Genomic DNA, 13,106 nt, shown 5'->3' on the forward strand with positions numbered 1-13,106 from the left:
TTAGGAATTATGGCAAAACAAACTAAAGTAGTTAAGAAGAGAAAAGTAAAAGTTGAAGCTATTGGAGAAGCACATATTCAGGCTTCTTTCAATAACATCATCATTTCTTTAACAAATAAAAACGGAGAGGTTATCTCTTGGGCTTCTGCCGGTAAAATGGGTTTCAGAGGTTCTAAAAAGAATACTCCATTTGCTGCTCAGATGGCAGCTGAAAATTGCTCTGCTGTAGCTCACGAAGCTGGTTTAAGAAGAGTAAAGGTGTTTGTGAAAGGTCCAGGTGCAGGTAGAGAATCTGCTATCAGATCTATTCACAATTCAGGAATTGAAGTTAGCGAAATCGTTGATGTGACTCCAATGCCACACAACGGATGTAGACCACCAAAAAGAAGAAGAGTTTAATTTTTAGAATTTACCCATTATGGCAAGATATATTGGACCTAAAACTAAGATTGCTAGAAAGTTTGGTGCTGCAATCTACGGAGATGACAAAAACTTCGAAAAGAGAAAAAACCAACCGCCAGGACAACACGGTCCTAACAAAAGAAGAGGTGCTAAAAAATCAGAATATGCAGTTCAGTTAGCTGAAAAACAAAAAGCTAAATATACTTACGGTATTTTAGAAAGACAGTTTGCTAACTTATTTGACAAAGCACACAGAAGTAAAGGTGTAACAGGGGAAGTTCTATTACAACTTTGTGAATCAAGATTGGATAACGTAGTATTCAGATTAGGTTTTGCTAAAACAAGATCTGGAGCTAGACAATTAGTTTCTCACAGACACATCACTGTGAACGGAGAGATTCTTAATATCCCTTCTTACTTGGTAAAAGCTGGTGATGTAATCGCTGTAAGAGAAAAGTCTAAGTCTCTTGAAGTTGTTACCAATGCATTGGCTTCTAAGTCAAACTATGAGTGGTTACAATTCAACGATGAGAAGAAAGAAGGTACCTTCATTTCTGCTCCTGAAAGAATCCAGATTCCGGAGGACATTAAGGAGAACCTTATCGTCGAACTTTACTCTAAATAATTTTTTAATCAAATTTTTGCTCAACCCAATAATATGGCAATTTTACAATTCATAAAACCCGATAAAGTAATTTTACTTAACTCTGATGAATTTAAAGGTCAATTTGAATTCAGACCTTTAGAACCAGGTTTCGGGCTTACAATCGGTAATGCTTTGAGAAGAGTGTTGCTTTCTTCTCTGGAAGGATACGCTATTTCATCTATCAAAATAGAAGGTGTAGAGCACGAATTTTCAACTATTCCAGGAGTAATCGAAGACGTTACCGAAATTATTCTTAACCTTAAGCAGGTAAGATTAAAAGCTGCAGCAGAAGGCCAGGCTAACGAGCAGGTTGTTGCTAAAGTTTCAGGTCAAACGGTTATTACTGCTGGTGATTTAGGAAAGTCTATCAATGGATTTGAGGTTCTGAACCCGGATCTAGTGATCTGCAACCTAAACAGTGATGTAACTTTCGAAATTACTTTCAATATTGAAAAAGGAAGAGGGTATGTTCCTTCTGAACAAAATAAGTCAAACAATGCTCCTGTAGGAACTATTGCTATCGACTCTATTTTCACGCCGATCAAGAAAGTACAATACAGCATTGAAAATTATCGTGTAGAGCAAAAAACAGACTACGAAAAACTTGTATTAGATATAGAAACTGACGGGTCTATCAGCCCTCAGAATGCTTTAACTGAAGCTTCTAAGATATTAATTTATCACTTCATGTTATTCTCTGATGAGAGAATCACGCTTGAAACTGAAGCTGTAAAAGCATCTATCCAGTACGATGAAGAAACTCTTCACACAAGACAACTTCTTAAGTCTAAATTAGCAGATATGGATCTTTCTGTAAGAGCCCTTAACTGTCTGAAAGCAGCTGAAGTAGAAACTCTTGGAGAACTGGTTTCTTACAGTAAGTCTGATTTGATGAAATTCAGAAATTTTGGTAAAAAATCTTTGACAGAACTAGAAGAATTAGTGCATTCAAAAGGTCTTAACTTCGGTTTCGACGTTGCAAAATATAAGTTAGACGCTGATAAATAATTAATAATGAGACACGGTAAAAAATTCAATCACTTAGGAAGAACAGCTTCTCACAGAAGTGCTTTACTTTCTAATATGGCTTGTTCTCTAATTGAGCATAAAAGAATCAACACTACTGTAGCTAAAGCTAAAGCTTTAAGAGTATATGTTGAGCCTCTATTAACAAAAGCAAAAGAAGATACTACACACAACAGAAGAGTAGTATTCTCTTACCTTCAAAATAAATTTGCGGTTGCTGAATTATTCAGAACTGTAGCTCCTAAAATCGCTGAAAGAAACGGTGGTTATACAAGAATCATCAAGACAGGATTCAGACCAGGTGATGCTGCTGATACTGCTCTTATCGAACTAGTAGATTTCAACGAGCTTTACAACCCTAATGCTGAAGAGAAAAAAGCTACAAGAAGAAGCAGAAGATCAACTGCTACTACTAAAAAAGCGGAAGCAGTAGTTGCTGATGCTCCTGTAGTAGAAGAAAAAGTAGAAGAAGCTAAAGCTGATACTACTGAAGAAAAAACTGAAGAATAATATTCATTCAGATATATAAAAAAAACCATCCGGATTCCGGATGGTTTTTTTGTTTAGTGTTCTTTGCATAAAATGTCCCTCAGTAATGAAGGACAATTTTTATTTAAATTTTAGTTCTTTTCAGCTCAATAATATTATTACCCTGTTCAAGGTGAAGGCTGTCTCCTTTTACCCTTGCAGTCATATCATCTTTCTTGTAAATCGTTTCATCACCTTTGGTTTCCGATTTAGGTAATGTAAATGTTTTCTTATTGCTGGTAATGGCTACTGTATTTTCTTTCGGATCATTTTTAAATACTACTTTTACCAATGTGCCGTCGGTAGCTTTGTAAACAAAATCGGTTTTCTCAATTTTCTTTCCGTTGATATCTACTGTTGAAGAACTTTGTGTTACCGAATCTATTTTTCCATTATGGTCTGTCACTACAGTTTCTGAACTGTCTGTTTTAATAATGCTTTTGTTTCCGCTTTCACTTTTTTTACAGCTGATTACAGCTAGTGCCAATACAGCGCTTAGTGCTAAAAGACTTTTTTTCATGATTATATTATTTGATATTCAATATGATTTTATAATTTGATTTTACAAAAATCATGCCTTACAATATGAGAAAATTTAATGGTTATTCATGCATATTTCTTTTGTTTTTCTCTTTGAATAATTGGCTTGACAAAAAGAAAATTTTGAGTGTAAGGGAGGCAGTTCTTCTTATCAAATGAAAAAAATTCTGAAACGGGTTGGAATATTACAGTAGGTCATCAGCGGGCACTTTATATTGCTGGAATAGGATTGAAAAGAAAAAAACAGATTGATCTTTTAAGAAAATCACATTCCATAGTGAAGTAAGCAGGCTGATCAGCAAATTCTCAATCATATTATGAAATAATTGTTAATTTAAGGTGATTTATTGTGTCTTATTTGTTTTTGTTTTTAATTTATTGTGAAATAATTACACATATATGGTTTTTGGAAACAAAAATTGATTAAATTTAATAAAACTAAAAAACTGAACCATCACCTCAAACTCAAACATTCATATTACACAAAAGTGTAATTGATTTGAAACTGTTTTCTGTTGAAATTTGCTTCAAACAAACAAAGTCATGAGCATTTCCATAGCCATAGTAGAAGATGAGAAAAACTACAACAATGCGTTGAAGAAGGTCATCGATTATCAGAAGGATATGAAAGTGATTGCTCAGTTCTTTGATGGTAATGATGCCATAACAAATCTACCCGATATTTCTCCTGATGTTGTGATGATGGATATTCAATTACAGGATATGCTAGGAATCGAAATCATTGAAAAATTACGGAAAGAAATGCCCAATACACAGTTTATCATGTGTACCAGTTTTGATGATGATGAAAAGATTTTTAATTCGCTAAAAGCTGGTGCTATGGGATATCTGGTAAAAGGTGAAAGTATGGATAAAATTCTTTCTTCCATACGGGATGTATACAGTGGCGGTGCACCCATGAGTTTTTCTATTGCAAGGAAAGTACTCAGCCATTTTGAAAAAAAACTTCCGGAAATCAGAGGCTTCGATGAACTGACAGAACGCGAAAAGGAAATCCTTGAACTTCTTTCGCAGGGACTTCTTTACAAAGAAATTGCGGATAAAAAATTCATTAGTATCGATACTGTTAAAAAACACGTCGGAAATATCTACAGAAAACTCCACGTCAACAATAAAGTGGAAGCAGTTAATAAATTTAATCAATCAAAAAACTAAAAAAATGGAAAAAGAACTTTACGATTTTAAATGTGCCCTGGAAGCAACCATCGTTGCTATGCAGAAAGCAGGAACAATTAGAGATTTCTATGAAATGACCGAGTTTACTGAACAGGAACAATGGATAAAGGATTATATTGTAAAAAATGGTGTGAAATTTTTTGTCACGCATCCTATTGGTGATGAAGAATTTCGGGTAAACAGTGGCGTATTCCAGCAACGGGTTCCCAACCTTGCACAGGAGTTATATGTCGACTTCCGTTTATTTGAAACCCTTGTCAGAGACCGTTTAAATGAAGGTTATACATTGATGAAAATCTCTTTCAGAGAAATTACAGACAGTAACATAAGTGAATATTCCAGAATACTGGGCGAAGAGAATCAAATGTTCTTAAAAAGTAAAAAAGAATATTTATATGCAACGCTTTCCTTCCACGTTGAAACGGAGACAGAGGCTAAACCCGCCAAACATTATTTTATATTTAATTTGGATACTTATTATGAGATTAATGTTAATTCATTTGGGGACTTCAATAGAACTCGCGTAGGCCAAATTCTTATCAATGCATCAAGCGATGCATATGTCGCCGAATGTATACGTTATGATTTGATTCTCGTAAAACAATACATCGATAGAATACACATGTATTTGGAGGGCTGTCTTAGAAAAAATGTTGTTAGACTTGATTTTATACCATGCATTGGAAGGAAAAAGACTATGACTTTTGCGACTGGAAAAGAGTCACTATATCTTGCAACCATGCCTTCAGATAATAATAAACAATTGCTCAGTGCAGATTTTCCATATTATGATCAGGGAAGCCTAGAGCCATAAAATGCTTATTACAGCCTACTATATTATTTCTTTTATGGTATTGATAAAAGGAATCATAGTTTTGAGAGGAAGCAAATTGTCCTCTCAAGACTATTTTTTGTTGTATTTAATCGTCAATTTTACTGTAGATTTTTTTTCAGAAATTAATCTTATTTCAACGAAATCAATTCAGTATAATTATCTGAATCTTTTCAATAGCTTTTATTTTATCATCTTTTATTTCAGGTACATTAAAAATAAGAAGATAGCGGTTGTAGTATCCATAGTAGTTGTAATAGCTATACTCCTGAATATTGAGCTTTTTTATGTTGATAAGTATAATCTGAATATTGCAATTACCTATTGTGTTATCAATATACTCCAGGTATTGTACTGGTGCAGTTATAAATTAAACAATATCAGTGAATCGAAAATTACGGAAGATCCTGTCTTTTGGATTTCAACTTCAATACTTTTATGGAGTTGTTTTTTTCTTTTCAGAATTACTCCTATGTATCTGCTGGATGAAATTGATAAACCATTTCTAAAATTGTTGAAACAGATATTGAATATAATCAATATCGTATGCTGTGGCTTATTCTTTATTGCTTTACACAAATATAAATTGATGGATAGAAAATGAAGTCTTTACCTTCAGAAATAAAACTTATTTTTTTAATAGCATTACTCCTGGTTGTGCTTTTAGTTGCTTTTACTATTTTCATTGTACTAATGTACAACCGGAAACAGCTTTTATACCTTAAAGAACAACAACTCAAAGAATCCGAACATCAAAACCAGCTTCTTCAGAAAGAACTCGAGAAACAAAAAGTGCTGGAACAGGAACGGGAGCGTATTTCACACGATATGCATGATGATCTGGGAGCAGGAATTTCTGCATTGAAACTTCAGGCAGAATTTCTGAAACAGAAGGCTGGAGACGATGATCTGCTAAATGATATTGATGAACTTCTGAAAACTTCTGAAGAAATGAACATCTCCATGAGAGAAATGCTCTGGAGCCTGAATTCAGGAAATGACACCTTAGGAAGCTTTATCGAGTATGCTATCCTTTATACCGGAAACTTTTTGAAGAAAACAAGAATAATGGTGTATTCAGAATGTGAAGGTATCATCGTAGAAACGCCTATCTCCACAGAAATGAGACGTAATCTTTTTCTCTGCTTAAAAGAAGCTGTCAATAACGTATACAAACACAGTCAGGCGAATACGGTGAAACTTTCCTTCTCGCAGGAAGACAATAATTTCTCTATGAAAATCTCTGATAACGGAAACGGAATCCCCGATGGGCAGAAAGAAGGTAACGGCCTTAGAAATATGAAACGTAGAATGAACGAGTTATCCGGCGAATGTACAATTATACCCGAAACTCCGGGAACCTGTCTGGTGTTTAAAATAGCCCTATAAATAAATTACCCTTTTGTGTAATTGACTGGTCCGTTTTTTAGAAGGAAATTTGATATATAAAATTAAAAGCCATGAAAACTCTTATTAACGACAGTATTGGAGATTTGGAAGCTGCTTTGAAAAACAACACGGATCTTCAGGAGAAGTTCAAAACCAATCCGATAGAGGCTATTAAAAATGTAGAAATAAAAAACCCGAAAGATACAGACTATTGGATCTACAGAATTATTGTACTTATGCTCGGGTTGGCAGTTATTACCATTATAGCAGGGCTTATTCTCATTGCTTACTGGAATGATGGTGCCGCTAAAGATAATCAGCTGGTCACTATTTTTGCGACCATTTCTTCAGGTGCAATAGGAGCCTTAGCCGGACTTTTATCACCTACACCGAGAAAATAATAAAAAACTTAAAAAACGAAATGTCATGAAAGCTAAAAAAAATCAAACAGAAAAAATTTTAAAAGCTCAAAATCATCTATTAAACTATAAAATTTTGGAAATGCAGATGATAAATAGTTCATTATTGGATGTTCTTGGGGGAGATAGTAGATATGTTGCTGGGAAGAACCTGGAATTACCAGATGATAATTCAGAAGTTACAGTGTCAATATATTTTGGAGGAGAAAATCAATTTGGTTCGGCAAGACTTAAAGTTTTAAGAACTAATAAACCTTCAATATATATTGAAACATCGGAAGATGATATTGTAATTGGTACGTGTAAAGAATTGATTGGAAACGCTTTTGTTATAGGTGCCGAAATTACAGATTCAAATAGAGATCCCGAAAATAATAATACTATTCTAAAAATAAAAATAAAACAGAATAACAAGATAATTTATCAAGATAGCCACACTATAGATGTAGGTAATGAAGGAGCTACAGCTACTTTTACATATAATATTACATTTTATTAACTTCAAATAAGGATCATGAAAACAATACAATTACTAATATGTTGGATATGCATGTTGTGTTCTCATCTTTATTTTAGCCAAGAAAAGGATGAGATAGATTTAGATTTATTGCGTGCGCAAGCGTCGCCTGCTGCAAATTTATTGGGTATTGCAAATTCCGATATTGAAAAACCTACTGATTTAAAAAGCGTAATGGTTTCTTTGAGGGAAGGAACCGGTAATTTTTCCGGTTTACCAACATCTTTTGCAATGGATATCGCTCCCTTTAAGTTAAATGGGAAATATCAAAATTTAATTGATAGCGCTAACTTTAGTGAAAAATTTAAACAGAGTTTTATTATATCTCTAGGTTTTAGAGGCATCGAAAAAGATGATGAGCTAAATATTGAAGATAAATCCAGGTTAGGTTTTGGAGCTAAGTTTTCTTTACTAAGAGGAAGGTTTGATGAAAACACGAGAAAAATTTTAGGAGAGGTCTATCAATATCATATTGCACGCCAGAAGAGAATAGATCTTATAGAAAATGATAAACTAATAATAGAATATCACACTTCTAAAATGGAACTGTTAAAAAAGAAAAAGGCTTTAAAAAATACAACAAGTAAAGAATATTTAGAACTTCAGGAAGCGATAGAAAGACTAGATCATCTTGAATTTCAGCGTATTGATTTATTAACGAGAGAACACAATTTAGGACTTGCTGAATTGGATGATAAGATAAGAAAAGATGTTCAAGAAATTAAACTAGAGCGTTATGGGCCTTTTTTGGATATGTCAATGGGAACAGTTTTAGATTTCAGAAGTAATAAATTTAATAATTCACAAATAAGTAAAGTCGGAGTCTGGCTGACCGGGGGGTACAATTGGGAGAAGCATCCATCAACATTTATTTTTATGGCTAGATATCTGTACAATCCAGATTCATCTTTAGCAAACCCATCACTGAAAAAAGAAAATTTACACACTTTAGATTTTGGATCACGACTGGTATTCAAAATATTTGAAGAAAAATTTCTTTTAAGTGGAGAATGTATTTATAGAAGTATACTTAATAAATCAGATTTTGAAGCTTCCTGGAAGTACCTTCTTAATTTTGAATATGAATTGACAAAAAACCAAAGATTAACATTCTCCTTCGGCAAGGATTTTAATGGAGATTATGAGAAGAAAGGGAATCTTATTGTAGCATTAAACCTATTAGTTGGGCTAGGTAAAATAAAACTATAAATAAAGAGGTAAGCTACAACAAAAACTAATATTAAATAATTTTTTTAAGCTCCAGCATTTTATAGTGTCTGGAGTTTTTTCGTAAGATTGTTTTACCATTTTAAAAACCTGGTTCTTCACAAAGAATTTGTCGTATTATCATAATATAAATTAACTAAAATTTAACTCGGATTTATCTCAAAAAAATCCCGTGAAATACCCCTGAAAGTTAAATTTTGATTAAATTTGTCTAAACTAAAAAAAATAAAAAATGAGTGCAATTTCTTACATAGAAGCGAGACAGATTTTAGATTCCAGAGGAAATCCTACCATTGAAGTAGATGTATTTACAGAAAGCGGGGCAATGGGCCGTGCAGCTGTACCTTCAGGAGCATCTACAGGAGAACACGAAGCGGTAGAATTACGTGATGGTGGTTCAGAATATCAGGGGAAAGGAGTTCTGAAAGCTGTTGAAAATGTAAAAGAAGTAATTGCAGAGAATTTAGTGGGACAACCGGTTTTTGAACAAAACTATATCGATCAGATTATGATTGATCTTGACGGAACGTCTAACAAAGGTAATCTTGGTGCTAATGCTATTCTTGGTGTTTCTCTAGCGGTAGCCAGAGCTGCTGCTGCTGAATTGGGAATGCCTCTTTATAAATATGTTGGTGGAGTAAATGCCAATACACTTCCGGTTCCAATGATGAATGTAATCAACGGTGGATCTCACTCAGATGCGCCTATCGCATTCCAGGAATTTATGATCATGCCGGTAAAAGCAGATTCTTTCTCTCACGCTTTGAGAAAAGGAACTGAAATTTTCCACAACCTAAAATCCATCCTTAAAGGAAGAGGGCTTTCTACAGCAGTAGGAGACGAAGGAGGTTTTGCTCCTACTTTCAACGGAACAGAAGATGCTTTGGATACATTACTTCAGGCGATCGAAAAAGCTGGATACAAGCCTGGTGACGACATCATGCTGGCATTAGACTGTGCTGCTTCAGAATTCTACAAAGACGGAACTTACGATTACAGAAAATTCGAAGGAGACAAAGGTGCTCACAGATCAAGAGAAGAGCAGGTTTCTTACCTTGCAGAATTGGCTGCTAAATATCCGATCATCTCTATCGAAGACGGTATGCAGGAAGATGACTGGGAAGGATGGAAAATGCTTACAGATAAAATCGGTGACAGAGTACAGCTGGTAGGGGACGATTTATTCGTAACAAACGTAGACAGATTATCAAGAGGAGTAAAAGAAGGTATTGCCAACTCAATCCTTGTAAAAGTAAACCAGATCGGTTCTCTTTCTGAAACAATGGCTGCTGTACAAATGGCTCAGAATAACAAATTCACTTCAGTAATGTCTCACAGATCAGGAGAAACTGAAGATTCTACAATTGCTGATTTAGCCGTAGCAATGAACTGTGGACAGATCAAAACAGGTTCAGCATCAAGATCAGACAGAATGGCAAAATACAACCAGTTATTGAGAATTGAAGAAGCTTTAGGTGAAACTGCAATTTTCCCAGGATTGGAAGCTTTTAAAATCAAAAGATAATTAATCGAATTTATAAATAACGGCAAGCGAAATTTTTAGTTTGCCGTATTTTATGGAAAGTGGTATATTTAAAAAAAATAAATAAATAATGTCAGACAACAAAGTAATATTGAATTACGACGGTAATTCATATGAATATCCAATCGTGGATAGTACTATCGGAGACAGAGGGATTGATATTTCAAAATTAAGAGACCAGACAGGTTTGATCACTCTGGATTTAGGTTACAAAAATACAGGAGCTACCATTAGCGACATCACTTACTTAGACGGAGATAAAGGAGAATTATTCTACAGAGGTTATCCAATCGAACAGATTGCTGAGAAATCTAACTTCACTGAAGTAATGTATCTTTTATTACATGGAGAATTACCTACTCAGGATCAGTTTACTTCATTCGACAACAACATTAAAAAATATAACTTCATCGCAGACGAAATGAAAAAGATCATTGATGTTTTTCCTCGTTCTGCTCACCCTATGGGAGTTTTATCTTCTATGACCTCTGCTTTGACAGCTTTCAACCCGAAAGCAGTGAACGTAAACTCTAAAGAAGAAATGGATCATGCTGCTGAGCTTATGATCGCTAAGTTCTCTCACCTTTGTGCCTGGACTTACAGAAAAACTCAAGGTTTACCATTAAACCACGGTGATAACAACCTGAACTACGTAGAGAACTTCTACAAAATGGCATTCAGATTACCAAACGCTGATTTCGAAATCGATCCGGTAGTAGTAAATGCTCTAGATAAATTATTAATCCTTCACGCAGACCACGAACAAAACTGTTCTACTTCTACAGTAAGAATGGTAGGTTCTGCTCACACAGGTCTTTTCGCTTCTATCTCTGCCGGAGTATCTGCACTTTGGGGACCACTTCACGGTGGTGCTAATCAGGCTGTAATCGAAATGCTTGAATTGATCGAAAAAGATGGAGGTGACGTATCTAAATATGTTGCTAAAGCTAAAGATAAAGGGGATAGCTTCCGTCTAATGGGATTCGGACACAGAGTGTACAAAAACTTCGACCCAAGAGCGAAAATCATCAAGAAAGCTGCTGACGATATCCTTAAAGCATTAGGTATCCAGGATAAAGCTCTTGACATTGCAATGCAGTTAGAAAGAGTAGCGCTGGAAGACGAGTACTTCGTAGAAAGAAAACTATATCCAAACGTAGACTTCTACTCAGGTATCATCTACAGAGCATTAGGAATTCCTACAGAAATGTTTACTGTAATGTTTGCATTAGGAAGACTTCCAGGATGGATTTCTCAGTGGAAAGAAATGAGACTGAAAGGAGACCCGATCGGAAGACCAAGACAGGTTTACCAAGGTGCTCAGGAAAGAAACTACATCGATATCGCAAGCAGATAATATTTGCTTATACCATAAAAGAATCCCAAAGTAAGCTTTGGGATTTTTTATTTATCATAGAATAAGAAAACCCGCTTAAAAAAGCAGGTTTTCATTTTTATTAAGGACATACACATCTATCGCAAGTCCAGATATAACAGTTTCCTGCATCATCCCATTCGCAGCATCTTCTGCCAGTTGAAATTGGAGCGCCTCCCATTACAGATTTTTGTTGATCTCTTCCCAATTTTTGTGCGTTTTTCAGCACCGGATTGTTCTTGTTCATAACTTTGATTTTTGGTGTTAATAGTTAAGTTTTATGATCTATAATTTCGCGAAAATTATATCACTAATATAGGAAATTAAATAATATAATTATCTGTTTTTTTGTTCTTATGTAGATGGAAAATAGTAAGTTGTAGATGTTTTTGGGACTATTCACTGCAGTTGGCCGGCCAGACAAGGAAATTTTGTTGAAGGGTGCTGATTTTAGAAATCAAATTTCACACATAAAATAATCGAAAAGTTTTACAGGTAGAGACCTTTACTTATATTTGTAGTATTGCATAAATCTTTATGAGACTAAATATTAAAAACGAAACGGGTAGGCTGAAGTCAGTAGTTCTAGGCCAGCCTAATTCATTGGGACCAGTTCCCACACTAGAGGAAAGTTATGACGCCAAGTCATATTACTCAATCGAACACAACATTTATCCTAAAGAAGAGGATATTATCAATGAAATGAATGCTTTTGAAGCAGTTTTAAAAAAGTATGGTGTTGAAGTTCTGCGTCCTAGTATCATCCAGGACTACAATCAGGTTTTTTCAAGAGATGTAGCCTTTGTCATTGATGATAAGATGATCATTTCCAATGTGATTGCAGACAGAGCAGATGAGCAGGAAGCCTACAAAAGTGTTTTTGAAAAAGTAGCATGGAGAAAGATCATTAATCTTCCCGAAACAGCACACATTGAAGGAGGTGATGTAATCGTATGGAATGACTTTATTTTCATTGGAACCTGTTTCAGTGAAGATTACAGAAACTATAAAACGGCAAGAACCAATGAGTATGCCATTGAAATTCTGAAAGAATATTTTCCCAAGAAAAGAATTATCGACCTGGAACTGAAGAAAAACGATAAAGTTCCGTTTGAAGGGATTCTTCATCTGGATTGTACATTTAATCCTGTAGGAGAAGACAAGTGTATCATTTATAAGAACGGATTTGTAGATGAAAGTGATTACCGCTTAATCATTGATATTTTCGGAGAAGAAAACTGCTTCCACATCAATGATGAAGAAATGTTTGAAATGTTCCCGAATATTTTCTCTATTTCTCCTGATGTAGTAGTTTCAGACCAAGCATTCACCAGAATGAATGACCATTTAAGAAACGAGTGGGGAATGACGGTAGAAGAAATCCCTTACAGAGAAATCTCCAAAATGGGAGGCTTGCTGAGATGCTCTACAATGCCGCTTGTAAGAGAATAATGGAGTGGGAGAG

The 13,106-nt window shown here is 34.8% G+C and carries 15 protein-coding genes; 13 read left to right on the forward strand and 2 right to left on the reverse strand.

Features of this window, described 5'->3' with window-relative positions:
* The first annotated feature begins 9 nt into the window (after positions 1 to 9).
* Genes rpsK through rplQ form a run of 4 tightly spaced genes read left to right on the forward strand, consistent with a single transcriptional unit; the run spans position 10 to position 2,584 of the window.
* Positions 10 to 399 carry a 30S ribosomal protein S11 gene (gene rpsK, locus DDF69_RS05975; RefSeq protein WP_034694697.1) on the forward strand — a complete coding sequence of 130 codons (390 nt, stop codon included), beginning with the start codon at positions 10 to 12 and terminating at the stop codon, positions 397 to 399.
* Positions 400 to 418: 19 nt separating this feature from the next.
* Positions 419 to 1,027 (forward strand): 30S ribosomal protein S4, encoded by a 609-nt coding sequence (rpsD, locus tag DDF69_RS05980; RefSeq protein WP_062673615.1) that lies wholly within the window; start codon positions 419 to 421, stop codon positions 1,025 to 1,027.
* Positions 1,028 to 1,060: 33 nt separating this feature from the next.
* The gene (locus tag DDF69_RS05985; RefSeq protein WP_047376582.1) at positions 1,061 to 2,056 is read left to right on the forward strand and encodes a DNA-directed RNA polymerase subunit alpha; all 996 of its coding nucleotides are present in this window, start codon (positions 1,061 to 1,063) and stop codon (positions 2,054 to 2,056) included.
* Between the two features lie 6 nt (positions 2,057 to 2,062).
* Positions 2,063 to 2,584: a 50S ribosomal protein L17 gene (rplQ, locus tag DDF69_RS05990; RefSeq protein WP_062673619.1), complete on the forward strand. Its 522-nt coding sequence runs from the start codon at positions 2,063 to 2,065 to the stop codon at positions 2,582 to 2,584.
* A gap of 103 nt (positions 2,585 to 2,687) precedes the next feature.
* Here rplQ and DDF69_RS05995 read toward each other — a convergent pair whose 3' ends face one another.
* A complete protein-coding gene (locus tag DDF69_RS05995; RefSeq protein WP_114819951.1) occupies positions 2,688 to 3,122 on the reverse strand; it encodes a hypothetical protein in 435 nt (144 codons plus the stop codon).
* Positions 3,123 to 3,685: 563 nt separating this feature from the next.
* Between DDF69_RS05995 and DDF69_RS06000 the strand changes: the two genes are divergently transcribed.
* The 8 genes from DDF69_RS06000 (at position 3,686) to DDF69_RS06040 (ending at position 11,623) form a co-directional block, all read left to right on the forward strand.
* Positions 3,686 to 4,318 (forward strand): response regulator, encoded by a 633-nt coding sequence (locus tag DDF69_RS06000; RefSeq protein WP_114819952.1) that lies wholly within the window; start codon positions 3,686 to 3,688, stop codon positions 4,316 to 4,318.
* Positions 4,319 to 4,322: 4 nt separating this feature from the next.
* Positions 4,323 to 5,153, forward strand: a complete 831-nt coding sequence (locus DDF69_RS06005) for a hypothetical protein (RefSeq protein WP_114819953.1) — start codon at positions 4,323 to 4,325, stop codon at positions 5,151 to 5,153.
* 618 nt (positions 5,154 to 5,771) lie between these two features.
* Positions 5,772 to 6,560, forward strand: coding sequence for a sensor histidine kinase (locus DDF69_RS06015; RefSeq protein ID WP_114819955.1), 789 nt, complete (start codon positions 5,772 to 5,774; stop codon positions 6,558 to 6,560).
* 71 nt (positions 6,561 to 6,631) lie between these two features.
* Positions 6,632 to 6,961 carry a hypothetical protein gene (locus tag DDF69_RS06020; RefSeq protein WP_114819956.1) on the forward strand — a complete coding sequence of 110 codons (330 nt, stop codon included), beginning with the start codon at positions 6,632 to 6,634 and terminating at the stop codon, positions 6,959 to 6,961.
* Positions 6,962 to 6,986: 25 nt separating this feature from the next.
* Positions 6,987 to 7,478 (forward strand): hypothetical protein, encoded by a 492-nt coding sequence (locus DDF69_RS06025; RefSeq protein ID WP_114819957.1) that lies wholly within the window; start codon positions 6,987 to 6,989, stop codon positions 7,476 to 7,478.
* A gap of 15 nt (positions 7,479 to 7,493) precedes the next feature.
* Positions 7,494 to 8,705 carry a hypothetical protein gene (locus tag DDF69_RS06030; protein ID WP_114819958.1) on the forward strand — a complete coding sequence of 404 codons (1,212 nt, stop codon included), beginning with the start codon at positions 7,494 to 7,496 and terminating at the stop codon, positions 8,703 to 8,705.
* A gap of 250 nt (positions 8,706 to 8,955) precedes the next feature.
* On the forward strand, positions 8,956 to 10,248 hold the full coding sequence (eno, locus tag DDF69_RS06035) for a phosphopyruvate hydratase (protein ID WP_114819959.1): 1,293 nt from the start codon (positions 8,956 to 8,958) through the stop codon (positions 10,246 to 10,248).
* Between the two features lie 88 nt (positions 10,249 to 10,336).
* Positions 10,337 to 11,623 (forward strand): citrate synthase, encoded by a 1,287-nt coding sequence (locus DDF69_RS06040; protein WP_034694713.1) that lies wholly within the window; start codon positions 10,337 to 10,339, stop codon positions 11,621 to 11,623.
* Positions 11,624 to 11,723: 100 nt separating this feature from the next.
* Here the strand turns inward: DDF69_RS06040 and DDF69_RS22005 are convergent, their stop codons facing one another.
* Entirely contained in the window at positions 11,724 to 11,888 is a 165-nt protein-coding gene (locus tag DDF69_RS22005; protein WP_162800874.1) for a hypothetical protein, read from the reverse strand.
* Between the two features lie 290 nt (positions 11,889 to 12,178).
* Between DDF69_RS22005 and DDF69_RS06045 the strand changes: the two genes are divergently transcribed.
* On the forward strand, positions 12,179 to 13,093 hold the full coding sequence (locus tag DDF69_RS06045) for a dimethylarginine dimethylaminohydrolase family protein (RefSeq protein ID WP_114819960.1): 915 nt from the start codon (positions 12,179 to 12,181) through the stop codon (positions 13,091 to 13,093).
* The last annotated feature ends 13 nt before the right edge of the window (positions 13,094 to 13,106 follow it).

Origin of the sequence: Chryseobacterium sp. KLBC 52, assembly GCF_003347605.1 — a bacterium.
In the GTDB taxonomy this organism is placed as follows: domain Bacteria; phylum Bacteroidota; class Bacteroidia; order Flavobacteriales; family Weeksellaceae; genus Chryseobacterium.

What these genes read in the sequence shown, in the direction of transcription:
- rpsK (WP_034694697.1), top strand. Translation starts at nt 10, where the DNA reads ATGGCAAAACAAACTAAAGTAGTTAAGAAGAGAAAAGTAAAAGTTGAA.
- rpsD (WP_062673615.1), top strand. Translation starts at nt 419, where the DNA reads ATGGCAAGATATATTGGACCTAAAACTAAGATTGCTAGAAAGTTTGGT.
- DDF69_RS05985 (WP_047376582.1), top strand. Translation starts at nt 1,061, where the DNA reads ATGGCAATTTTACAATTCATAAAACCCGATAAAGTAATTTTACTTAAC.
- rplQ (WP_062673619.1), top strand. Translation starts at nt 2,063, where the DNA reads ATGAGACACGGTAAAAAATTCAATCACTTAGGAAGAACAGCTTCTCAC.
- DDF69_RS05995 (WP_114819951.1), bottom strand. Translation starts at nt 3,122, where the DNA reads ATGAAAAAAAGTCTTTTAGCACTAAGCGCTGTATTGGCACTAGCTGTA.
- DDF69_RS06000 (WP_114819952.1), top strand. Translation starts at nt 3,686, where the DNA reads ATGAGCATTTCCATAGCCATAGTAGAAGATGAGAAAAACTACAACAAT.
- DDF69_RS06005 (WP_114819953.1), top strand. Translation starts at nt 4,323, where the DNA reads ATGGAAAAAGAACTTTACGATTTTAAATGTGCCCTGGAAGCAACCATC.
- DDF69_RS06015 (WP_114819955.1), top strand. Translation starts at nt 5,772, where the DNA reads ATGAAGTCTTTACCTTCAGAAATAAAACTTATTTTTTTAATAGCATTA.
- DDF69_RS06020 (WP_114819956.1), top strand. Translation starts at nt 6,632, where the DNA reads ATGAAAACTCTTATTAACGACAGTATTGGAGATTTGGAAGCTGCTTTG.
- DDF69_RS06025 (WP_114819957.1), top strand. Translation starts at nt 6,987, where the DNA reads ATGAAAGCTAAAAAAAATCAAACAGAAAAAATTTTAAAAGCTCAAAAT.
- DDF69_RS06030 (WP_114819958.1), top strand. Translation starts at nt 7,494, where the DNA reads ATGAAAACAATACAATTACTAATATGTTGGATATGCATGTTGTGTTCT.
- eno (WP_114819959.1), top strand. Translation starts at nt 8,956, where the DNA reads ATGAGTGCAATTTCTTACATAGAAGCGAGACAGATTTTAGATTCCAGA.
- DDF69_RS06040 (WP_034694713.1), top strand. Translation starts at nt 10,337, where the DNA reads ATGTCAGACAACAAAGTAATATTGAATTACGACGGTAATTCATATGAA.
- DDF69_RS22005 (WP_162800874.1), bottom strand. Translation starts at nt 11,888, where the DNA reads ATGAACAAGAACAATCCGGTGCTGAAAAACGCACAAAAATTGGGAAGA.
- DDF69_RS06045 (WP_114819960.1), top strand. Translation starts at nt 12,179, where the DNA reads ATGAGACTAAATATTAAAAACGAAACGGGTAGGCTGAAGTCAGTAGTT.